This is a genomic window from Pseudozobellia sp. WGM2 (assembly GCF_017810075.1).
Classification (GTDB): domain Bacteria; phylum Bacteroidota; class Bacteroidia; order Flavobacteriales; family Flavobacteriaceae; genus JADNYK01.
On sequence record NZ_JADNYK010000008.1, the window covers coordinates 111,582 to 133,722 of the forward strand.

At 39.2% G+C, this 22,141-nt stretch carries 24 protein-coding genes; 13 read left to right on the forward strand and 11 right to left on the reverse strand.

Annotation, left to right across the window (positions count from 1 at the left end):
- Nucleotides 1-18 precede the first annotated feature (18 nt).
- Nucleotides 19-987: a stage II sporulation protein M gene (locus IV512_RS16795; protein WP_209405450.1), complete on the reverse strand. Its 969-nt coding sequence runs from the start codon at nucleotides 985-987 to the stop codon at nucleotides 19-21.
- A gap of 33 nt (nucleotides 988-1,020) precedes the next feature.
- Here IV512_RS16795 and IV512_RS16800 point away from each other — a divergent pair, with 33 nt between their 5' ends.
- Both IV512_RS16800 and IV512_RS16805 read left to right on the forward strand, forming a co-directional pair.
- Nucleotides 1,021-1,737: an RDD family protein gene (locus IV512_RS16800; RefSeq protein ID WP_209405452.1), complete on the forward strand. Its 717-nt coding sequence runs from the start codon at nucleotides 1,021-1,023 to the stop codon at nucleotides 1,735-1,737.
- A gap of 93 nt (nucleotides 1,738-1,830) precedes the next feature.
- Nucleotides 1,831-2,445: a trimeric intracellular cation channel family protein gene (locus IV512_RS16805; RefSeq protein ID WP_209405454.1), complete on the forward strand. Its 615-nt coding sequence runs from the start codon at nucleotides 1,831-1,833 to the stop codon at nucleotides 2,443-2,445.
- 16 nt (nucleotides 2,446-2,461) lie between these two features.
- Here the strand turns inward: IV512_RS16805 and IV512_RS16810 are convergent, their stop codons facing one another.
- Nucleotides 2,462-3,175 (reverse strand): peptidylprolyl isomerase, encoded by a 714-nt coding sequence (locus IV512_RS16810; protein WP_209405456.1) that lies wholly within the window; start codon nucleotides 3,173-3,175, stop codon nucleotides 2,462-2,464.
- On the opposite strand from IV512_RS16810, the gene IV512_RS16815 reads away from it, so the two are divergent.
- Both IV512_RS16815 and IV512_RS16820 read left to right on the forward strand, forming a co-directional pair.
- Entirely contained in the window at nucleotides 3,156-3,818 is a 663-nt protein-coding gene (locus IV512_RS16815; RefSeq protein WP_371743311.1) for a CoA pyrophosphatase, read from the forward strand. The genes IV512_RS16810 and IV512_RS16815 overlap by 20 nt on opposite strands.
- Nucleotides 3,819-3,844: 26 nt before the next feature.
- Nucleotides 3,845-4,660, forward strand: a complete 816-nt coding sequence (locus tag IV512_RS16820; RefSeq protein ID WP_209405458.1) for a 1-acyl-sn-glycerol-3-phosphate acyltransferase — start codon at nucleotides 3,845-3,847, stop codon at nucleotides 4,658-4,660.
- On the opposite strand, the gene IV512_RS16825 is transcribed toward IV512_RS16820, so the two are convergent.
- On the reverse strand, nucleotides 4,657-5,298 hold the full coding sequence (locus IV512_RS16825) for a hypothetical protein (RefSeq protein WP_371743313.1): 642 nt from the start codon (nucleotides 5,296-5,298) through the stop codon (nucleotides 4,657-4,659). The two genes, IV512_RS16820 and IV512_RS16825, sit on opposite strands and share 4 nt — an antisense overlap.
- Nucleotides 5,299-5,306: 8 nt before the next feature.
- The gene (locus IV512_RS16830) at nucleotides 5,307-5,801 is read right to left on the reverse strand and encodes a sigma-70 family RNA polymerase sigma factor (protein WP_100872369.1); all 495 of its coding nucleotides are present in this window, start codon (nucleotides 5,799-5,801) and stop codon (nucleotides 5,307-5,309) included.
- A 188-nt stretch (nucleotides 5,802-5,989) separates the two neighbouring features.
- Between IV512_RS16830 and IV512_RS16835 the strand changes: the two genes are divergently transcribed.
- Complete coding sequence (locus IV512_RS16835) at nucleotides 5,990-7,306, forward strand: NAD(P)/FAD-dependent oxidoreductase (protein ID WP_209405604.1); 1,317 nt, start codon at nucleotides 5,990-5,992, stop codon at nucleotides 7,304-7,306.
- Between the two features lie 84 nt (nucleotides 7,307-7,390).
- A complete protein-coding gene (locus IV512_RS16840; RefSeq protein WP_209405462.1) occupies nucleotides 7,391-7,939 on the forward strand; it encodes a hypothetical protein in 549 nt (182 codons plus the stop codon).
- A 3-nt stretch (nucleotides 7,940-7,942) separates the two neighbouring features.
- Here IV512_RS16840 and xerD read toward each other — a convergent pair whose 3' ends face one another.
- Nucleotides 7,943-8,839, reverse strand: coding sequence for a site-specific tyrosine recombinase XerD (xerD, locus tag IV512_RS16845; RefSeq protein ID WP_209405464.1), 897 nt, complete (start codon nucleotides 8,837-8,839; stop codon nucleotides 7,943-7,945).
- 152 nt (nucleotides 8,840-8,991) lie between these two features.
- Here xerD and IV512_RS16850 point away from each other — a divergent pair, with 152 nt between their 5' ends.
- From IV512_RS16850 to IV512_RS16860, 3 genes are all read left to right on the forward strand, one after another.
- Nucleotides 8,992-9,582, forward strand: a complete 591-nt coding sequence (locus IV512_RS16850; protein ID WP_209405466.1) for a porin family protein — start codon at nucleotides 8,992-8,994, stop codon at nucleotides 9,580-9,582.
- A gap of 80 nt (nucleotides 9,583-9,662) precedes the next feature.
- Nucleotides 9,663-10,082 (forward strand): type II 3-dehydroquinate dehydratase, encoded by a 420-nt coding sequence (aroQ, locus tag IV512_RS16855; protein WP_209405468.1) that lies wholly within the window; start codon nucleotides 9,663-9,665, stop codon nucleotides 10,080-10,082.
- Nucleotides 10,083-10,245: 163 nt separating this feature from the next.
- Nucleotides 10,246-10,764, forward strand: a complete 519-nt coding sequence (locus IV512_RS16860; RefSeq protein ID WP_245224901.1) for a hypothetical protein — start codon at nucleotides 10,246-10,248, stop codon at nucleotides 10,762-10,764.
- Between the two features lie 22 nt (nucleotides 10,765-10,786).
- Here the strand turns inward: IV512_RS16860 and IV512_RS16865 are convergent, their stop codons facing one another.
- The 5 genes from IV512_RS16865 to IV512_RS16885 form a co-directional block, all read right to left on the reverse strand.
- A complete protein-coding gene (locus tag IV512_RS16865) occupies nucleotides 10,787-11,071 on the reverse strand; it encodes a DUF3817 domain-containing protein (RefSeq protein WP_209405470.1) in 285 nt (94 codons plus the stop codon).
- 70 nt (nucleotides 11,072-11,141) lie between these two features.
- Nucleotides 11,142-12,533, reverse strand: coding sequence for a dihydrolipoyl dehydrogenase (gene lpdA, locus IV512_RS16870; protein WP_209405472.1), 1,392 nt, complete (start codon nucleotides 12,531-12,533; stop codon nucleotides 11,142-11,144).
- 199 nt (nucleotides 12,534-12,732) lie between these two features.
- On the reverse strand, nucleotides 12,733-13,263 hold the full coding sequence (locus tag IV512_RS16875) for a DUF1572 family protein (RefSeq protein ID WP_209405473.1): 531 nt from the start codon (nucleotides 13,261-13,263) through the stop codon (nucleotides 12,733-12,735).
- The gene (gene msrB / locus IV512_RS16880) at nucleotides 13,264-13,755 is read right to left on the reverse strand and encodes a peptide-methionine (R)-S-oxide reductase MsrB (protein ID WP_209405608.1); all 492 of its coding nucleotides are present in this window, start codon (nucleotides 13,753-13,755) and stop codon (nucleotides 13,264-13,266) included.
- A 162-nt stretch (nucleotides 13,756-13,917) separates the two neighbouring features.
- A complete protein-coding gene (locus IV512_RS16885; protein WP_209405475.1) occupies nucleotides 13,918-14,454 on the reverse strand; it encodes a hypothetical protein in 537 nt (178 codons plus the stop codon).
- 253 nt (nucleotides 14,455-14,707) lie between these two features.
- Here IV512_RS16885 and glgB point away from each other — a divergent pair, with 253 nt between their 5' ends.
- The 4 genes from glgB to IV512_RS16905 all read left to right on the forward strand — a co-directional run bounded on the left by glgB (nucleotide 14,708) and on the right by IV512_RS16905 (nucleotide 21,341).
- Nucleotides 14,708-16,606, forward strand: a complete 1,899-nt coding sequence (gene glgB, locus IV512_RS16890; RefSeq protein ID WP_209405477.1) for a 1,4-alpha-glucan branching protein GlgB — start codon at nucleotides 14,708-14,710, stop codon at nucleotides 16,604-16,606.
- Between the two features lie 96 nt (nucleotides 16,607-16,702).
- Nucleotides 16,703-19,102: a glycoside hydrolase family 31 protein gene (locus IV512_RS16895; RefSeq protein ID WP_209405479.1), complete on the forward strand. Its 2,400-nt coding sequence runs from the start codon at nucleotides 16,703-16,705 to the stop codon at nucleotides 19,100-19,102.
- A 37-nt stretch (nucleotides 19,103-19,139) separates the two neighbouring features.
- On the forward strand, nucleotides 19,140-19,949 hold the full coding sequence (locus IV512_RS16900; protein ID WP_209405481.1) for a M48 family metallopeptidase: 810 nt from the start codon (nucleotides 19,140-19,142) through the stop codon (nucleotides 19,947-19,949).
- A 63-nt stretch (nucleotides 19,950-20,012) separates the two neighbouring features.
- Nucleotides 20,013-21,341, forward strand: coding sequence for an MFS transporter (locus tag IV512_RS16905; protein ID WP_209405483.1), 1,329 nt, complete (start codon nucleotides 20,013-20,015; stop codon nucleotides 21,339-21,341).
- A 43-nt stretch (nucleotides 21,342-21,384) separates the two neighbouring features.
- On the opposite strand, the gene IV512_RS16910 is transcribed toward IV512_RS16905, so the two are convergent.
- Complete coding sequence (locus IV512_RS16910; protein ID WP_209405485.1) at nucleotides 21,385-22,110, reverse strand: head GIN domain-containing protein; 726 nt, start codon at nucleotides 22,108-22,110, stop codon at nucleotides 21,385-21,387.
- Between the last annotated feature and the right edge of the window lie 31 nt (nucleotides 22,111-22,141).

A 22,141-nucleotide genomic window follows, 5' to 3' on the forward strand; every position in this document is an offset into this window, starting at 1 on the left:
TTTATTATTTAATAGGCTCTAGGGCTTTAGACCTTGTATTCTTCTATGAAGCCGTCGTGGATATATAACGTAGTAATAAAGAATTAGTACGAGTGAGCATAAAATTATTAAGATGGCCAAAAAGTCTGGCATTTCGGTATGTCGTGTAACAAAACCTTCAAGAAAGCCAGCTATGATGAAGAACGGCACGGTACTCAGCATAATTTTTAACCCGTCTTTGACTCCTCTTTTAAAAGATTCAAGTCTTGTATATGTGCCTGGAAATAGCATGCCATTGGCTAAAACCAAGCCAGCGCAGCCGGCAATAATAATAACCGATATCTCGATAGTACCATGAATCCATATAGTTCGGGCAGATTCCCACAGTAGTCCTTTTTCATAAAAGAAGTATTGAAAACTACCCATCATTATGCCATTGCGCATCATTACGTACAAGGTGCCGATACCCAATAAAATGCCCATGGCAAAGGCCATTAACGCTACTCTTATGTTGTTGATAGTAATGCCCAAGAACATATTGAATTCACCCATTTGTTTGTACACCGCCATGGGGTCACCTTTTTCGATGTTTTCCAAAGTCATATTCACATAGCCATCGCCTAAAATGGAACGAACAAAATCACCCTCGTTGGCCGAAGAAAAAGCACCTACCAACGAAAAGAAAAGAAATACCAAAAAAGAAATGAGCAGTTCACGTTGGTAACCGAAAAAGAGTAGGGGAAACTCTGTTTTCCAGAACTCGACAATACGGTTTTTCGGTTCTCGTTTTGTTTTATAGATTTTTTGGTGGGCCTCAGAAGCGAGAGTGTTCAAATAGAACTCGGTGTTGCTACCAGAATAAAAGGTTTTGGCGAAGCTAAGATGGTCGGTAATCTCAATATAGAGATCAGACAATTTATCTGGTGAAAGCGTCGTTTTGTTTGACAGGGCATTTTCAAAAGTAGCCCATTTGTCTTTATTTTGCTTTACAAAGGCGGCCTCGCGCATGCATACCGGGTTAGTACCCAAAGAAACAAAACTATGGAACAATTTCAAATAGAAACTGCCCAAAATATCACTATCGACCAGAATACGGCACACTTGGGAGACCGCATGGTGGCGTATCTTATCGATAGTTTCATCGTAATCGCCTATCTCATACTTATGTTTTTGATACTGTCATCTTTAGACGTAGATTTTGGTGATTCATGGGCATTTTATCTCATAATGTCTCTCCCGGCATTTTTATACTATGTTCTTCTCGAAATGCTCTTGAACGGTCAAACGATAGGTAAAAAACTGATGCAGGTGCGTGTGGTTAAAATAGATGGATCCAAGCCCAGTTTTTCGAGTTACTTGATCCGATGGGTATTACGAATTATAGATGTAGGTATTTCATCGGGAGGTGTCGCGGTATTGACCATTTTAATTCGAGGAAAAGGGCAGAGAGTGGGCGATATCGCTGCGGGAACGACAGTAATAAGCGAGAAGAAAAAAGTTTCGTTACGAGACACCTTGCTAAGAGAGCTACCGGAAGACTACAAGCCTTCTTTTCCGCAAGTGACCGTCTTTAAAGATCGTGAGATTCAAACCATAAAAGAACTGTATGATTCGGCCAAAAGAAATGGTGATCACAATGTAATTCTTTCATTGAGCGATAGAATTAAAAAAGTTGCTGATGTACAGACGGAGTTAAAACCAGTCGACTTTGTCGACCTGGTCATAAAAGATTATAACTACTATACCCAAAACCTCTAATTTACTACGGTACAATTGTCTTAAAAAATCTTCAATCGTAATGTAATTGCTTAGGTAAACTATACTTTTGCCATCAGTGTAAATTGCAGTGCTATGTTTTATTTTCTCATTGATATCTTAGGGACTGTGGCTTTTGCCATATCAGGGGTTTTAGTGGCAATGAACAAAAAGTTAGACCCTTTCGGTGTTTTTATAATCGCTTTTGTAACTGCTGTTGGTGGTGGTACTTTGCGAGATGTGCTTATTGGTAGTACGCCTGTACTTTGGATGCGTGAAAGTATTTATATGTATGTTATAACCGGAAGTGTGATTTTTGCCATCATCTTTGTCAACAAGTTGAGGTATCTACGAAAAACTCTATTTTTGTTCGATACTATCGGCATTGGTCTCTTTACCATGCTAGGTATCGAAAAAGGATTGGGTGCAGACCTTACACCGATGTTATGTATCGCCTTAGGTACCATAACCGCTTGCTTCGGAGGGGTAATACGTGATATTCTTTGTAACGAAATACCCGTGATTTTTAGAAAGGAAATTTATGCGACCGCATGCATTTTAGGCGGATCCAGCTATTTTCTATTGATACTTCTACCCTTTGACGGAGCTTATGCCTACGTAGCCGCGATTTTGATTATTATCATCGCCCGTTCGTTAGCGGTGAAATTTAAAATTAGTTTACCCAACATTTACGGCAAACAGAAAGTTTAAAATTTTAAGGGTTTAGTTATTCTATAATTTCGGCCTTTTCAATATACACATTCTGTTGGGGCCAATCGCCATCGCCAACTTCGACATGATTGATTTTATCGACCACATCCATGCCTTCTATAACTTTACCGAAGGGCGTGAAATCTCCATCTAAGTGATAGGAGCCTGGATCGGTAACGACGATAAAAAATTCATAGGGCGAGGCTAGCATATGCGGGTTGTCGATTTCACTGCTGGGCATCGATATGGTACCTCGGTGATGACTATATCCTTTTCGGGTATCAGGGGGTAAAAGGTAGCGACCGATTTCCTTTCTTTTGCGTGCAGTTTCTTTATCATCTGAACTTCCGCCCTGAATAATAAAATTTTTCACGACACGGTGAAATTGTGTGTCGTTGAAGTAACCTTGCCGGGTAAGGTAAATGAAATTTGCCTTATGATAGGGTACATTGTCATAAAGTTGAATTGTAAAGCTCCCAAAAGTAGTGGTAATCTTAACCTTATCGACCTTTAACTCTTTTTGATAATCAAAAAAGAAGTCGATGGCATTGTCTTCGGTAAGCACGAATTTTTCAACTTCTTCTTTTTCAGCTTTTGTAGAATCTACTTGAACCGAATCTTTTATGATTTCGGTATTGGAATTCTCTGTTTGTTTCTTTGGGGTTTCACCGCATGAAGAGATAAAAAATAGTGCTAATATTGCGAGAGTAATGACTTTTCCGATTTTCATGAACTTTGATGAGTTTTCCTTAAGGATTCCAAAAATAAAAAATCTACCGTTACCCGGTGAAGCATCCCATTTAAAAATGGCACCGCAATTCAGGCTTGAAGAATTGAGACAAGCGAGACAAAAGAGCAAGAACCCAAAAAGGGCCGGGGTTATGGCCTTATTTTACCCTGATTCGGACAATAAGACCCAGTTTCTCTTGATTTTAAGAAAGAGCCATCCTAAAGATGTTCATTCTAATCAAGTAGGCTTTCCCGGGGGAAAGGTCGAAAAGGGTGATTCAGATTTAATGGCCACCGCCCTGAGAGAAACTTATGAAGAAGTCGGGGTAGAGCCTTCGGATGTCGAGGTAGTAAGATCGTTAAGCGAAATTTATATTCCACCAAGTAATTTTGAAGTGCATCCTTTTGTGGGGCTATATGCGAAGGTTAAGCCTTTTGTGCCCCAGACTACAGAGGTAGCTTCTATTTTAGAGGTAAAGCTTGAAGATTTTATGAGCGACAATAGCCTTTTTACAGAAAACCTGTCTACCTCTTATGCCAAAAATGTCGATGTACCCGCCTTTAAACTAAATGGTTATACCGTTTGGGGAGCGACAAGCATGATGCTCAGTGAAATCAGGACGCTTTTACAACAGGTTTTATAGAGGCTTATTTCGTAAATTTGCCGTCTATGGGGCTATTTAAGAAAAATCCGTTCGGTCATATTCTTTATATAAAGAAATGGCTAATTCGTATTTTGGGGTTACTCACCCATTCTCGATACAAACAATTTAATCGGTTAGAGGTAGATGGGTCTGAAATTCTAAGACAACTACCCGACAGAAATGTACTGTTCGTGAGTAATCACCAAACCTATTTCGCAGACGTGGTGGCGATGTTTCATGTTTTTAATGCCAGCCTCAGTGGTAGGGTCGATAATATTAAAAACATTGGGTATATCTGGCACCCGAAACTGAACATGTATTATGTGGCCGCCGCCGAGACCATGAAAAAAAGTCTCTTGACTAAAATTTTCGCTTACGCCGGTGCTATAAGTGTAGAAAGAACTTGGCGTTCTTCGGGGCAAGATGTTAACCGTCAAGTAAAAATGAGCGATATTTCGAACATAGGCAAAGCGTTGAACGATGGTTGGGTTATCACTTTTCCCCAAGGTACTACCACCCCTTGGAAGCCTTTGAGAAAGGGCACAGCGCATATAATCAAAAAATATAAACCTATTGTGGTGCCCGTGGTAATTGACGGGTTTCGTCGGTCTTTCGATAAAAAAGGACTTCGCATAAAGAAGAAAGGTATTCTACAATCTATGGTCATAAAAGAGCCTTTGAATATCGATTATGAGAATGAGTCTTTCGATTCTATTATCGAAAAATTGGAATATGCTATTGAACAACATCCCTCATTTTTGAAAGTGATATCTAAAAAAGATTTACAAGCCTACGAAGAGGAAAATGAACTGCGTAGGTTCAGAAACAGTAAAAAGTTTTAAATTTCGAGCTGCTTGAGTTCTTTATAGTTTCTATTCAGGCTTTTCAACAATAGGCCATACAGCAAAAAGTAAATTAACCCCATTACGGCGACAAGTACTACGCTGAAAATACTCATTGTCCATAAAAGAATGCTTTTAAATTTTTCAGGTGATATGTTTTCATTGTTACCACTTGGGAAAACGTCTGATAGATGGTCGTTTAGGTAAATGCCTACAACTATCATAACGCAGGTAAGAAATAGAAAAGAAAGCCCGAAAATAATATAGTATTTTACCGTTTTACGGGTTTTTATGATTTTCTCCATCAGGTTTTTGGCGTTATCTAGGGTAGAGATTTCTTTATAACGTTTGTAGAAAAGAAAAATAAAGTAAAAAGTAATGGCATAACCAATGACCCATAGCCCTGTAGAAAGACTTTTTATGCCCAATTTGTCATAAATATCCATACTGTCTTTCATACCCGGTAGCAAATAGAGCAAGTGCGGCACGGTAAATTCAAGAATACTGATGGTCAATATCCATTTTACTATGGATGATGATTTTTTCCAGAGCATTTTATGAATCTCGCTGTATGACAATTTAGGAAGATGTTCTTCTTTTTTCTGCCAATCCTTCTTTAGTAATTCCAATTCGTCCATCATACCCATTAAGGATTCAATATGGTTCTTAGTTTCTTTTTGATTCGGTTCATTTTGACTCGGGCATTAACTTCGGTAATACCCAATGTCTCACTAATTTCACGATAATCTTTATCCTCCAAATAAAGAAAAACCAACGCTTTTTCGATGTCGCCCAATTGTTTTACGGCCTGGTACATCAATTTTAGCTGTTCTTCTTCTGTGGCATCATATTCGTCGGCTTTTATTCGAAAAATGACCGAATCGTAATTTTGTGTTTTAATCGTACGCTTTGATTTGCGATATAGGGTAATCGCTGTATTTAAGGCCACTCGATACATCCATGTGCTAAACTTCGATTCGCCCCTAAACTTAGGGTAGGCCCTCCATAACTGAATCGTAATTTCTTGAAACAGGTCATTATGGGCATCCCGATCGTTCGTGTAAAGGGTACATACCTTGTGAACAATATTCTGGTTGTTCTCAAGTTCCGTCACAAATTGATGTTCCAGTTCTTTGTTCACACGTAGTCGGTAGGTTGTTAAAGTATAAGTAGTCTCTTGCTACTTTTTGTTACAAACGGATATACTATTTTTTATTATCGCAAAAAACGGATTAAAGATAGCGAAAACCCTAACCACATAGTTTTGCTAAACTTTGATTGATTAATTTTGAACTTATTAAATAACAATTTATGATCGATAGCGATGCGCTGAACATTCCGAAGAGCAGTTTTCCGCGAGTTGTAATAGTTGGCGGTGGTTTCGGCGGTGTTGCGTTGGCCAAAGAACTTAGCGGTAAAGAAGTGCAAGTAGTTCTTTTGGATAAAAATAATTACCATACGTTTCAACCTCTTTTATATCAGGTGTCAACAGGAGGGCTCGAACCCGATTCTATAGCCTACCCCATACGTAAGATTTTACAAGACTATAAGAATTTCTTTTTTAGAATGGCCGAATTGCAACAGGTCGTTCGCGAACAAAAAATTGTCGTTACCAACATCGGGGAGTTGTCTTACGACCACTTGGTCATTGCCGTGGGTTCTGAGACTAATTTTTTTGGTAATATAGAAATAGAGAAAAACGGTATGGCCATGAAATCTATACCACAGTCTTTGAATCTGCGTAGTATGATTCTTGAGAACTTTGAACAGGCGCTTCTAACCGATAATCTTCACGAACGCGACGCTTTAATGAATTTCGTTATTGTAGGTGGTGGCCCGACCGGGGTTGAATTGGCTGGAGCATTGGCCGAAATCAAGAAGGGTATTTTACCTAAAGACTACCCAGATTTAGATACGAGACGTGCTCAGATTAATTTAATTCAATCGGGCGATCGAATTCTAAAGGAGATGAGCGAAAAGGCATCTGAAAAAGCGGAAGATTTTTTGGAAAGTCTCGGGGTACAGATTTGGAAGAATACCCGGGTTACCGATTACGATGGCAAAAAAGTAAGCACCAAGACCAAGCTTGAATTTGAAGCTGCCACCTTGGTTTGGGCGGCAGGTGTAAAGGGGGTTTCAATAAAAGGCCTAGATGCCGAAAACTTTTTAGTGCCTGGTAACCGAATCAAGGTAAACGAATTCAATCAGGTAGTAGGTGATTCGAACATTTATGCTATCGGTGACATCGCTTGTATTCAAAGTGACACTACACCGTATGGCCACCCTATGATGGCACAACCGGCTATTCAACAAGGTACACATTTGGGAGAGAACTTAGTACGTTTGTTTGATAACAAGGCGATGCAACCTTTTAAGTACAAAGATAAGGGAAGCATGGCGACCGTCGGGCGTAACAAAGCAGTGGTAGATTTGAAAAAATATAGGTTTCAAGGGGTTTTTGCTTGGTTCGTTTGGATGTTCGTTCACCTTTTTTTCTTGATAGGTTTTAGAAATAGAATGGTAGTTTTTATAAACTGGGTCTATAACTACATTAGGTTTGACCGTGAGGCACGATTAATCATTAGACCTTATCAGAGAGATTATTCTAAGTTTAATGAACCTCGTACTTCAAAAAAAGAAGTTTAATATTCGATTAAAGTTAAATTAAACTAAAACGGCTAAGCTCTTGAACGAATCTTTTTAAATTTATAATTGAAAGATTATTCTGTCATGAGGTTATTTAGCTCTTTTCTGTTTACCATATTTTTTCACGTAATTATTAGTGCTCAAGTCCCGGAAGAACCTATTAGAACCTCTCTTTTAACAGATAGACTGTATTCAGACGGCTTTGTTTACCCTACTTTTTTGTTTGACGAACAACATGCCTGGTTAAAATTGGGGTATAGAATTACCAATTCAACTAGGTTTGAGGTACAAGCTTTTTATGATAAATATGCCACTAGTGAAGAACGGCTCAGAATTCCGCTTATGGTAAAATCCTATTTTTCGAGCAGATGGTATTCTTTTGCTGGAGCCGAACCGGAATATTTATTGGGTAATGCTCATGGGCCTCGCCCTGTCTCGGGAGCCATGCAAAACGTAAAACTTAAACCTCGATTAGATGGTATTGGTGGTGTTGGGTATGATGTACAGGAAGATTTTATGCTAGAGGCCAAAGTAAACCATCAAATCAATAACTCTAAGTTGCCTTATAAAGGGCAGGAATCGAATACGGGAAAAAACAGTCTCTTGACCATTGGCGGGCGATTTAAGTTCTAAAAACTACTTTCTGGGGTGATAGTTGTTCATTACCTCGGTCAAATGGGTGCGGTCTACATGAACATACACCTCGGTAGTTGTAATGCTTTCATGGCCCAACATTTGTTGTATGGCCCGTAGGTCTGCACCATTTTGTAATAAATGAGTGGCGAACGAGTGCCTGAACGTATGCGGACTAATACTTTTTTTAAGGCCTGTAAGTTCGCCCAATCTTTTGATTATCGTAAATACCATGGCTCGGGTAAGCTGCTTTCCTCTACGGTTCAAAAATAGAATATCTTCAAAGCCTTTTTGCACTTTTTGATGCACTCTTACCTCATTACGGTAAATGTCGATATATTTTTTATTTATCGTACTGATGGGTACGAAGCGTTGTTTGTCACCTTTACCTGTTACCTTAATAAAATCTTCCTCAAAATATAAATCTGAAATTCTAAGATTTATGAGCTCTGACACCCGTAGTCCGCAACCATATAAAGTCTCTAGCATGGCTCTATTGCGTTCTCCCTCAGCTTTTGAAAGATCTATAGCACCTATAATTGTATCAATTTCATTTTCAGATAGAGTATCAGGAAGTTTTCTGCCAATCTTTGGTGATTCGATGAGGTCAAGGGGGTTGTCGTCTCGATAATCTTCGAAAATGAGATAATTAAAAAAACTCTTGAGTCCAGAAATGATTCGGGCCTGCGACCTTGGATTCATAATTTTGGCAACTTCATAAATAAACTGTTGAACGGTCTCTTTAGAAATTGTCAAAGGGGTTTCGACCATTTCATTGTTATCTAAGAACTGTACGAGCTTTTCGACATCCCAAACATAGTTTTTAATTGAATTTTCAGATAATCCCCTTTCAATTTTCAAAAAGTGTATATAGTCTTTTAGTGCTTGTTGCCACTTCATGAGATAAAGGTAAACAAAGTGAGGTTTAGTTCAGTTGCCATCGTTTCAATAGACTATTAGGTTATTACCCATCTTTGGGTACGAGAGAAAATATAAATTGCTTCATGACAAAGTTTTCTATCTTTGGATTTAGAATTTGAAAAACATTTATAATGAAATTAAGACTTTTCATAGTTGCAATACTCTTTTTGTCAAGTTTCGTTCATATGAACGCGCAAACCGTTTTTCAAGGTACTGGGCCTTCTGACAGAGCTTCTGGTGATTTTGCTTTTGGGGGCAAAGCAGGATTGAATATTTCAACTTGGATGGGGAAAGATAGGAGCGACGTCTCAGCTAAACCTGGGCTATACTTTGGTGGTATCGTAGAAATACCCGCATTTATTGATGACTTATATATACAACCCGAACTTTTGGTTTCTTTGGTAGGTGCAGATATTGGACCGTCAAATGTAAACCTTACCTACATCACTTTACCAATGATGGGTAAATATCATATTATAGACGAAGTTGCCATCGAATTTGGGCCTCAATTAGGTTTTTTAATAGGAGATAATTGGGAAGAAGACCTACAAGGTCAAGACACGAAGAAGATTGATGTAGGTTTAAATGTCGGTGGCGGATATCGTTTAAATGAAAATTTTTATTTTCAATTACGATTTAATTTTGGTCTAAGTCAAGTGCTTGATGTGGCGAATGTAAGAAATGGTGCATTGTCCATCGGGGCATGCTATTTTCTAAAGTAATGCTTTAATTTGAAAAAAGTTTAGATGTTGATTTAATGATTTCTGCAGAGTAGGAATAATTTGTAGGAGAAACCAATAGAATGAAAATAATAGTAATTAACGGACCCAATCTTAATCTATTAGGCAAGCGCGAACCCGAAGTATATGGTAATAAAACTTTCGAAGATTATTTTACCGACCTTCAATTTAGGTTCAAGGAGGTTCAATTAGAGTATTTCCAGTCGAATATTGAGGGAGAGCTTATAGAAAAAATTCAAGACGTCGGTTTTTCATATGACGGTATCGTACTAAATGCCGCAGCCTATACCCATACCTCGATAGGTATCGGTGATGCCATTAAGGCGGTAACCACTCCAGTTATTGAGGTTCATATCTCAAATACACATAAGCGTGAAGAGTTTCGTCACATCTCTTATATTTCACCTGTGGCGAGAGGTGTTATTTTAGGTTTTGGACTACAAAGTTATGATTTGGCCATTCAAAGTTTTCTTCAAGAATAGTTAGGGGCGAATAATAATTTTATTGAATTATAATCTCATTCAATAATCGGTTTTGTTTTAGCTTTTATTCAAATTATAGGTTTACGATTACCAAAAAAATAGCTAAGTCTATACTTATATGATGATTTTTTCGTTTTTCATTTCCGTATAAAAAGGAAATCAGATGATGAAGCGAATCGTTATTTTGGCACTATTTTGCCTAACTTATATTTCAATACATGCTCAGGAAGGCTTCAAATTAGGACTGCAAAGTGGTTTGCCACTTGGAGATTTTAATGAGCGAATTGGTGTAGTTATTGGGGCTGACATGGGGTATATGTGGGCACCGAACAAAGCTTTTGATTTAGGAATAAAGGGTGGCATCATTCATGGTTTTGCCGAAGAATTTAGAGAGGGTACTATTTTAGAAGATTTGCCAAGTATGCAATTTGCACCTTTAGCCGCATCGGTTAGAATATGGCCGGGAAAAACATTTTCTTTTGGAGGTGATATAGGTCAGGCGTTTGGCCTCAATAGTGGTAATGATGGAGGATTGTATCTACGACCTCAATTGGGCTTTCAAGTAGGCCCAAAATCAGAAGTGAACTTTTCATACACTTCAATTAATGTAGATGAAGAGAAATGGTCTACCGTGACTATTGCTTACGTCTACACCTTCTTATCGGCCCGACATTTCAGATAGTAATCTAAAATAACTAGAAGGCTTATTCAGCTTCGGGTTTTAGGTACTTGTTCTCTACATAAAAAGTAGCGAAGGGTAGAAGGGAAGCCAATAAAAGAATTATGCCTTTTTTGATACTCCACTTTTTTTCCATCCAAAGAACTATAGCAAGAATAATATAGGCTATAAAAAGTATACCGTGGGCATACCCAACATACTTATTCGGCATGGGCAAATCGGCCATGTATTTTAAGGGCATGGTTATGGCGAAAAGTGCCAAGTATGAAATGCCTTCTAAAATTGCTGTAATTCTGAAGAATGAGAGCATAGTATCAAGGGTAGATTAAACCCATACGATTTTCGAAAATCAAAAAATCGTATGGGATCAAGAATGTTATTTACAAATGTATTACCTCATCGTATGCCGCAGCGACCGCTTCCATAACCGCCTCGCTCATTGTAGGGTGAGGGTGAACGGCTTTTAGTATTTCATGGCCAGTGGTTTCAAGTTTTCTTGCGACCACAGCCTCTGCAATCATGTCGGTAACTCCGTTGCCGATCATATGACAACCTAACCATTCTCCGTATTTGGCATCAAAAATTACTTTTACGAAACCATCTGGGTTACCCGAAGCCTTGGCCTTGCCACTGGCAGAAAATGGAAATTTACCGATCTTAATATCGAGACCTTTTTCTTTCGCCTGCTTTTCGGTCAAACCTACAGAAGCTACTTCAGGCATACAATAGGTACAACCTGGAATATTGCCATAGTCTAAAGCTTCTACGTGCATACCCGCAATTTTTTCCACACATAAAATACCCTCGGCAGAAGCAACATGAGCCAATGCCTGACCTGGTGTTATGTCACCAATCGCATAATAACCGGGAATATTGGTTTGATAGTAATCGTTCACCAAGATTTTATCGCGGTCTGTTGAGATGCCTACATCCTTAAGGCCTATGTTTTCAATATTCGATTTGATACCTACGGCCGAAAGAACAATATCGGCTTCTAAAACCTCTTCACCTTTAGCGGTTTTCACCGTGGCCTTAACACCTTCACCTGAGGTGTCTACGGAAGTGACCTCGGCATTCGTTTTTATCTTAACACCGGCTTTTTTGAAACTACGCTCCAATTGTTTCGATACTTCTTCGTCTTCGACGGGAACAATGTTCGGTAGGTACTCGACCACTGTAACTTCGGTACCCATAGAGTTATAGAAATAGGCGAATTCAATACCAATGGCACCGCTACCCACAACGATCATACTCTTTGGCTGCTTGTCTAAAGACATCGCTTCTCGATACCCTATAATTTTTTTCCCATCTTGAGGAAGACTCGGTAATTCTCTACTTCTGGCTCCTGTGGCGATGATAATATGTTCGGCACTGTACTCGGTTTCTTTACCTTCTTTATCTTTAACCGAGACTTTTTTCTTTGGCTTTAGTGTGCCATAACCGTTTATCACCTCGATTTTATTCTTCTTCATCAAGAACTGAACACCTTTGCTCATTCCATCGGCCACCCCTCGACTACGCTTTACTACAGAACCAAAGTCTTTATCGACGTTTTCCGCTTTAAGACCATAGTCTTCGGCGTGTTGTAAATATTGAAAAACCTGAGCTGATTTCAATAATGCCTTGGTAGGTATACACCCCCAATTTAGGCAAACACCACCTAAATTTTCTTTTTCGATTATAGCCGTTTTAAAACCCAATTGAGAGGCTCTAATGGCGGTTACATATCCTCCGGGACCGCTACCCAAAACAATAACATCGAAATTGCTCATATTTTTTTAGTTTTTTGCTGTTCTAAAATTGAATTTACCTTCTTTAAAGGAGGTGCAAAAGTAAGCATTTCTCATCAAATTATTGAAGGAGTGAGGGAGATGGTTCTAGAATAATAACAGAATATTAATACCATGTTCAATATTCTTAATTGATAATATAACTTGGTCGCCATTATGTAGAATAGGAGTGTGGACTAAGCTAGCTATTCCCAAATTTTTGTTTATTGAAATCTTCTGAACCACCTTTTGGTATAGATGGTGATTGCCATGAAGTACCCTTGATCATCTTGGCCAAAAGCACTATTTGCCCAACGTGATTGGCGTAATGGGCCAATTGGCGGTTTATCGCTTCGACAATGGTATGTTCTTCATTTCTGATTTTAATGAGACGATAATAGTCTTGCTCGCTTATAGATTCGATGGCATTGAATAGGCAAGTCCAACCTTTTTCCCAAGCCACAATCATTTCTTGCTTTGAGCCGTAAGGTTGTTGAAATTCTTGCTCACGGTTGCGCCACGGTTTTTCCCCGTCTTCGGTCAAGAAATTGGTCCAGCGACTCAACATGTTGCCCGATAAGTGTTTGACAATTTGGGAAATGCTGTTATCGTCACTACCCTTCCTCCAAGTAATTTCATCTTCTTCTAGCTGAGCAAAAGACTTGTCGCCTAGGGTCTTATATCTTCTGAATTCAAAAACTACACTCTTTAAGTAATTCTCGAAAAAATTCATTTAGTTGGCATGATCGGGTACAAAATCTAAAGCAACACCGTTTATACAATGTCTAAGACCAGTGGGTTTTGGTCCGTCTTCGAAAACGTGACCTAAGTGACCACCACAAGTTGCGCAATGTTCTTCGGTTCTCTTATAACCAATTTTATAATCGACATCGTACGCAACGTTACCTTTTATTTCCTCATAAAAACTTGGCCATCCTGTACCTGAACGAAATTTGGTCTCACTTCTGAAAAGTTCGGTACCGCAACCTGCGCACACGTAGGTGCCTTTTTCTTTGTTTTCTAGCAATTCGCTTGTAAAAGCGTTTTCGGTAGCCTCTTTTCGCAGTACATAAAATTCAGCATCTGAGAGTTCTGCACGCCACTCGGCTTCGGTTTTTGTAACATCAAATTCTTTATCTTTTTTGCTGGTAATCTCTTTCTCTTGAGAGACTCCTTTACAGCTTACTACAATTAAGCAAAGGAGGGGAAGTATATTTTTAAACATCATAGTTTTAAATTTTTGAGTAGTATATTTTTTAGACGAACGATTACGGTCATCCTTTCATGTCATGTGTATTATTTACGAAAGTTTGCGGCAAAGGTTCAGTCAAAAATAAACCCCATCGTTAACGACAGGGTTTAAAGTAAGATAGAGTTTTGAATTCTCCTAGTTAATTTTTTTGACTTGGTTTTCTTCAACCCCTAAGGCGCTCATCACCGAATTGAGGTTAGACTCATCCATGTCGACGGCTGTGCCCAAATCACCGGGTAGTACTACAATTCTAAAAATTTGGTTATTTGTTAAATCGGTAGCTACTAGTGTAGCATCAAATTCAGGTTCTAGAAGAACCGTATAATCACCTTGTGTAAAATCGAAATTGTAGTAGAGCAAACCTTCGTCAGAGAAAAATGGTTGAGGTAATTGACGCCAAACATCCAGTCCGTCATTCACTTCTTCCAAACGATACATCAATATTACATCATCTGGAATAAGAACAATATCAGAAGGGTATTCACTGAAAAATTCGTATCGATTAAGATCCGCATTGAAACTTAGATTGACATCTATTTCGAATGCTGCAGCTTCAAACTCGGCTCCTGATGGGCCCGGTTCACCGTCCCGTCCCGGTATTCCTTCAGGGCCTTCGCACGAAATTATAAATAGGGTTAAAAATGTACCAAAGAGTAAAGAGACCTTTTTCATAGTATATAGTTTTTTTAAAGTTCAACAATTTAATATAAAGGGTTTCAAAAAGCGTTCCATTTAATAGGGAATCTCAAAAAAACGATATTTTATTATTTGTTGAACGATGGAAACAATGCTTTTCATACATTTATTCTTTAAGCCAATCTTTGTTTTTTTATACCTGAAAATAATGTTGGTGCAACAAAGTGAGCATCATTTTAACAAAGTTGTGTAGATTTACTACCTTATAGAGCTAAACACCCTGAATACTATGCCTCATGTAACCGTTTATAGTCTTTTTTCTGAATTTGACATCAATCTCTTTAAATCAGGTAAGCATTATCGCCTTTATGAAAAACTAGGCTCTCACCCTATGGAACTCAATGGAGTTAAGGGTACTTATTTTGCAGTATGGGCCCCTTCGGCAAGGTCAGTTTCGGTCGTTGGCAATTTCAATAGCTGGAACGACAGTGAGCATATGTTAAATGTACGTTGGGATGGTAGTGGCATTTATGAAGGGTTTATACCCGAAGTCGGTGTCGGTGAAATCTATAAGTACAAGATATTCTCCAACAACCATGGTGCCGTAACCGAAAAAGCGGATCCCTTTGCAAGATACAGCGAACACCCGCCAAGAACAGCATCCATAGTTTGGAGGAGGGATTATGACTGGCAGGATAAGGATTGGATGGACAAACGCAAATCTAAAAATGCTCTAGACACTCCATTTTCTGTTTACGAGGTGCATTTAGGGTCCTGGAAGCGTAATGCCAATGGTGATTTTCTTTCGTACGAAGAATTATCGGAAGATTTAGTTTCGTATGTAAAAGAGATGGGCTTCACCCATGTGGAGTTTATGCCGATAATGGAGTACCCTTATGATCCATCATGGGGGTATCAACTTACAGGTTATTTTGCTCCTACCTCTCGATTTGGCGACCCTGAAGGCTTTAAGCTTTTAGTCGATAAAATGCACCAGGCAGGTGTCGGTGTAATTTTAGATTGGGTGCCTTCGCACTTTCCTGAAGATGCGCACGGTCTCGGCTTTTTCGATGGTTCGCACTTATACGAACATCCTGATAGACGAAAAGGCTATCATCCCGACTGGAAGAGTCTCATTTTTAATTACGGAAGAAATGAGGTACGTGCCTTTTTGATCAGCAATGCCATTTTTTGGTTAGATCAGTTTCACGCCGATGCTTTGAGAGTAGATGCTGTTGCCTCTATGCTCTACCTTGACTATTCAAGGGAAGAAGGGGAGTGGGAACCAAACATGTATGGGAACAACGAAAACTTAGAGGCCCTATCGTTTATTAGGGAGTTTAACGAAGCGGTTTATGGTATGTTCCCCGATGTTCAGACCATTGCGGAAGAATCTACTGCATTTTCTGGAGTTTCAAAACCTGTAATGTACGGTGGGCTGGGCTTTGGTATGAAGTGGATGATGGGGTGGATGCACGACACCTTGCAATATTTTAAGAAAGAACCAGTATACCGAAAGCATCATCAGAACGATCTCACTTTCAGTATGACTTACGCCTTTACCGAGAATTTTATGCTTCCGTTTTCGCATGACGAAGTGGTTTATGGCAAGAAATCTTTGGTCTATAGAATGCCGGGTGACGAATGGCAGCGCTTTGCCAATCTAAGGCTGTTGTTTGGCTATATGTTTACCCACCCTGGTACCAATCTTATTTTTATGGGAGGTGAATTTGGCCAAACTTCCGAATGGAATTTTCAAAAAAGTTTAGAATGGGATTTGACACAATATGAGGTGCATTCAGGTATTCAAGAACTCATAAAAGATCTTAATGCCACATATAGGGGCAAACAAGCATTATACGAAAAGCAATTTAGCCCAGATGGTTTTCAGTGGATAGATTACGGAGACCACCAAAATTCGGTATTGACCTATATTAGACGCGGCCACGATACAAAGAACGATATTTATGTGGCATGTAATTTTACCCCGGTACCTAGGGAGAACTATAAGGTAGGGGTGCCCAAGACCTCAGGTAAATTTAAGGTAATTCTCAATAGCGACGATAAAAAATATGGCGGTTCGGGCATGAACAGTAATATTTCATCGATCAAGAAAACACCTTGGCACGGCCGTGAGCAATCGGTTGAAATGACCATACCTCCTCTAAGTATTGTCATTTTCGAATGAAAATAAAGATTACCGAATAATTAGCCCTAATTGTACCGAATATTATTTCGTAATTAGGGCATAAAACGTTTTTTTAAGGTTTAAAATAGTTTTAAGATGATAACCAACACAGAGTTAGAGTATAAGGGAAATTTATATCCCAATCATGTGGTTGAATATGTGCGCGATAAAGACAAGTTTTACTTTACCAGCGATAATGGGGTTATTCTTGAAGTAACGGTCATCCAAGATAGAACGGTAAGGTTCAGGTATGCTACTGAAAATAATTTTCAACCCGATTTCTCATACGCTATTGATCCTGACGCGAAAAGAGGTTACAACCATTTGGATATTCTTGAAACTGCGACCGAGTATATCATAGAGACCTCTAAAATTCAGGTTCTTGTCGATAAAAAGACTTTACGGGTACAGATATCCGATTTAGATGGTAATATTATAAATGAAGATGAACTGGGTTTTCATTGGGAAGAAAATTACGAATACGGTGGTAACACGGTTAAAATGAGTAAGATTACCCAGCATACTGAGAGCTTCTATGGCATGGGCGATAAGGCTAGCCACAGTAATTTAAAAGGTAAGAGGGTCAATAACTGGGTAATGGATCAATACGCCTTTGGTAAAGATCAAGATCCCTTGTATAAGGCCATTCCGTTCTATATAGGTTTACACAGCGGGCAGGCTTATGGTATATTTTTCGACAATAGTTTTCGGTCACATTTCGATTTCGCCCATGAACGTAGGTCTACTACTAGTTTTTGGGCCGATGGTGGAGAAATGAGCTATTATTTCTTCTACGGTCCTGAGATGCATAAAGTCGTTAGGGCCTATACCAATTTGACTGGCGCTCCTGAGCTTCCACCATTATGGGCGTTGGGCTACCACCAGTCGAAATGGAGTTACTTTCCTGAAAGTAATGTCAAAGATATAGCCAAGCAGTTCAGAGATTTAAAGATACCATGTGATGCCATCTATTTGGATATTGATTACATGGATGGTTTTCGATGTTTTACTTGGGATAAAAAGAAGTTTCCCGACCCCAAGAGAATGATCAAAGATCTAAGCAAAGATGGTTTCAAGATTGTAGCTATGATCGATCCGGGTATCAAGATTGATAAAGATTATTGGGTCTATCAGGAAGCCATGGAGAACGACTACTTCTGCAAAAGAGCTGATGGCCCGAACATGAAAGGTAAGGTATGGCCTGGTGAATGTAATTTTCCTGATTTTACAAATCCAGAGGTGCGAGAATGGTGGGCAGAGCTGTATAAAGAGTTCATGGCCGAAATTGGGGTACATGCCGTTTGGAACGATATGAACGAACCTGCCGTAATGGAGGTGCCTACTAAAACTGCTCCATTAGATACCCGCCATGATTACGACGGTCACCCATGTAGCCATAGAAAGGCACATAATGTATATGGTATGCAAATGGTTAGAGCGACCTATGAGGGGGTAAAGAAATATGTCTACCCAAAAAGACCTATGGTTATTACTCGGGCCGCTTTTGCCGGTACCCAACGTTTTTCTTCAACTTGGACAGGGGATAACGTCGCTACTTGGGAACATCTATGGATTGCCAACGTACAAGTGCAGCGCATGTGTATGAGTGGATATTCTTTCGTAGGATCTGATATTGGTGGTTTTGCCGAACAACCCAATGGCGAACTCTTTGCCAGATGGGTACAACTGGGGGTGTTTCATCCTTTCTGTCGGGTGCATTCCAGTGGAGATCATGGTGATCAAGAACCCTGGTCGTTCGGTAACGAAATCACAGATATTGTACGAAGCTTTATTGAATTGAGGTACCAATTGCTACCTTATTTATATACGATGTTTTGGCGTTATTCTAAAGAAGGCAAACCCATGATTTTGCCTATTGTGTGCTTTGATCAAGAAGATATGCAGACCCATTTTAGAACAGATGAATTTATATTTGGCGAGCAAATTTTGGTCTGCCCAGTGCAAGAACCCAATGCACAAGGCCGTAGAATGTATATACCACGAGGAAATTGGTATAATTATTGGACTGAGGAAGTCGTTGAAGGAGGTCGAGAGAAATGGGTCGTCGCCGATCTTGATAAGATACCGTTGTTCATCTTAGAAGGTTCTATAATTCCAAAGTACCCAGTTCAGCAATACGTGGGTGAACTAGAGATCGAGCAGCTTATACTAGATGTATATTTCAAAATAGGGGATGAAAGCTCTACAGTATATGAAGATGCCTTAGATGGCTATGATTATGAAAACGGAAAATTTAGTCTTAGAAACTTTAAGCTGTTGGGTAAAGAAGATGAGCTTATAATTCAGCAGTTTAAAGATGGCGGTTTTGCAACGAGTTATAATAGTTTTCTTATTCACTTGCATGGTATACCCTTTAAGATAGCGAACATTGAGATAGATAATGAAAAGGTTAGCTTAGAAGACGTGAAATTAAATGGTAATAATTCAATTCAAGTGAGTAAAGAATTTACGCAATTGCGCATTACTGCAGAGTAATTTTTTTAGTATTTTGCCAAAAATAAACACAACCATTATGAAAAAAATAATATTAACGATTGCCATATTTATTGGGGTTGCAGCCTGTAAAACAAATCCCTTTACGGGAAAGAAAGTATTAAACTTTTATCCGAACAGTCAAGTTTTTCCCATGGCTTTTGCCCAGTATGATCAATTTCTGACAGAAAATAATGTGATTGAAAATTCTTCTGAAGCTAAAATGATAACCAAAGTCGGGCAGCGTATATCTTCTGCTGCCGAAAGATGGTTGACAGCAAATGGCTATGCAGGATATTTAAAAGATTACAAGTGGGAATATAATTTGGTCAAAGATGAAACTGTGAATGCTTGGTGTATGCCCGGCGGTAAAATTGTTTTTTATACAGGTATTTTGCCCATTACTCAAACGGAAACAGGTGTGGCCGTAGTTATGGGCCATGAAGTGGCCCATGCACTCGCGGATCATGGTGCCCAGCGAATGAGTGCTGGTACTTTGCAGCAGATAGGTGCCGTAGCCGGCAACGTGGCGATACAAGACCCCCAAAAAAGAAATATTTTCAATCAAGCGTACGGTGTTGGTTCACAAGTAGGGTTGATGTTACCGTTTAGTAGAGGCCATGAAACCGAGGCAGACCGTATCGGGTTACAGATTATGGCGATAGCTGGCTACGACCCTACCGAAGCTGCTGAATTGTGGAAACGTATGAAAGCTAACAGCGGTGGGCAAGCACCACCTGAATTTTTAAGTACACACCCATCGAACGATACAAGAATCAATAACCTAACGGAATGGGCTCCTATGGCAAAAGCTGAAGCAAAAAAATTCGGGGTTACATCTTTTGAGTAAATCCGAAGGTAAAAATTGTATATTTAAAACCGTTCACTAATTGAACGGTTTTTTTATGGTATTATGGCAAAAATGTTAGCTGCAAAAGGCAGTAAGAAATTATTGAATGCTTGGGCATTTTATGACTGGGCCAATTCAGTTTACAACTTAGTTGTTTCCTCCGCAATTTTCCCAATATTTTATGGCGCCCTTACTTTGATCAAAGATGAAACGGGTACGGTAGTCAGTGATCGAGTAGAATTTTTGGGTATTGATTTTAATAACGATACCCTAGTAAGTTATGTGACAGCTGCAGCTTTTCTGGTGGTTTCCTTTTTAAGCCCGTTATTGAGTGGAATAGCAGATTACGTTGGTAACAAAAAGGTCTTCATGAAGTTTTTCTGCTATCTAGGGGCTTTATCATGTATCGGACTTTTTTGGTTTAATTTAGAATATTTGTGGTTCGGGTTGTTGTGCTATTTTACGGCCCTAATCGGGTTTTGGGGCAGCATTGTTTTCTATAATTCTTACTTGCCTGATATCGCTTACCCTGAACAGCAAGACGCTATCAGTGCCAAGGGTTATTCTTTCGGATATATTGGCAGTGTAATTCTATTGGCCATTTGCCTGGCGATGATAATTAAGTACGATGCTTTTGGTTTTGAAGATGAAGGAATGCCTACCAGACTTTCTTTTGTGTTAACAGGGCTGTGGTGGATCGGTTTTAGCCAGTACACCTATTATCATTTGCCAAAAGGTAATAAACAGGAGTCTTTTACCAAAGACATTTTTTTTAATGGTTTTAAAGAATTAAAACTCATTTGGAATAAAATCAAGCAGAATGTACCCCTTAAGAGGTATTTGGGCGCTTTCTTTGTTTATAGCATGGCAGTTCAGACAATTATGTTAGTAGCTACTTATTTCGGAATTGAAGAATTGGATTGGGGCACTACCGATTCTACCACAGGATTGATTGTAAGTATATTGTTGATTCAGATTGTTGCGATTTTGGGTGCCTACCTTACTTCAAAATGTTCCGCTAAATTTGGGAATATTAGCACTTTAATAGGTTTAAATATAATTTGGATCGGTATATGTTTATTCGCCTATTTTATTACTACACCCTTTGAATTTTATATAACGGCCGCAATTGTGGGCTTAGTTATGGGGGGTATTCAGGCATTGTCTCGTTCAACCTATTCAAAGTTGCTTCCTGAAAATGCTGTGGACACTACCTCTTATTTTAGTTTTTATGACGTTTCTGAGAAGATAGGCATTGTAATCGGTATGGTTGCCTATGGTTATGTGGCCCAGGTTACGGGCAGCATTCGATATTCGATTATTTTTTTTGGTCTCTTCTTTTTGATAGGGATGGTGCTGTTGACCAGAGTAAATAAAAAAGCCCCTAATTAAAGAGGCTTTTCACTACCTATAGTTCGCTTTTTGATGTATCCTTTTATCCCTTTGAAATGTCTCCTGAACCAGAAGTTTTGGTGTCAATTTTCTTGGGGTTTCCTCGGTAACTGATATCCCCAGAACCCGAAACCCTTGCCTTAAGTGATTCTTTTGCTGTTACTTTAATATCCGCAGATCCTGAAATCGTGGCTTCAACATTGTCGGCATCTAAATCATAAGCTCTGATATCGCCAGAACCGGAAATGGTCACATCTAAATTTCCGGTCGAGCCACTTAAGTTCATGTCTCCAGAACCGGACATTGCTGCCGTCATAGAATCAGACTCTATATCTAAAGTAATATCGCCAGAACCCGACATAGCTGCCTTGAATTTTGAGGTTCTGATTGTTTTTTTGCCTACGATATCTCCCGATCCCGAAAGACTTAATCCGTCTATGCTTTCAACTGGTACGGTTATATGTATACCATTGCTAGTACTTGAAGGTTTAAGGTTCAAGCCTTTTTCAACCTTAATGATTAATTTACCATTGTTCACTTCGGTAATTATATGTTGAAGCAGGTTCTCATCCCCCTTTAGTGTCAACTCTCCTTCTTTGCCATCGACCAAGTCAACATCGAACCAGCCGGAAACGGCAAGCTCATCATAATCACTTACATTTCGCTCTAAAGTTTTTACATTACCGTTGCCTTTAATTCCTTTTCCCCATTGTGCCGAACATGACAATGTGCATGCCATTACTAAACTCAATACAATTGTTTTTCTCATGATGTTTGTTTTTTGATGCCTACCCAATGGT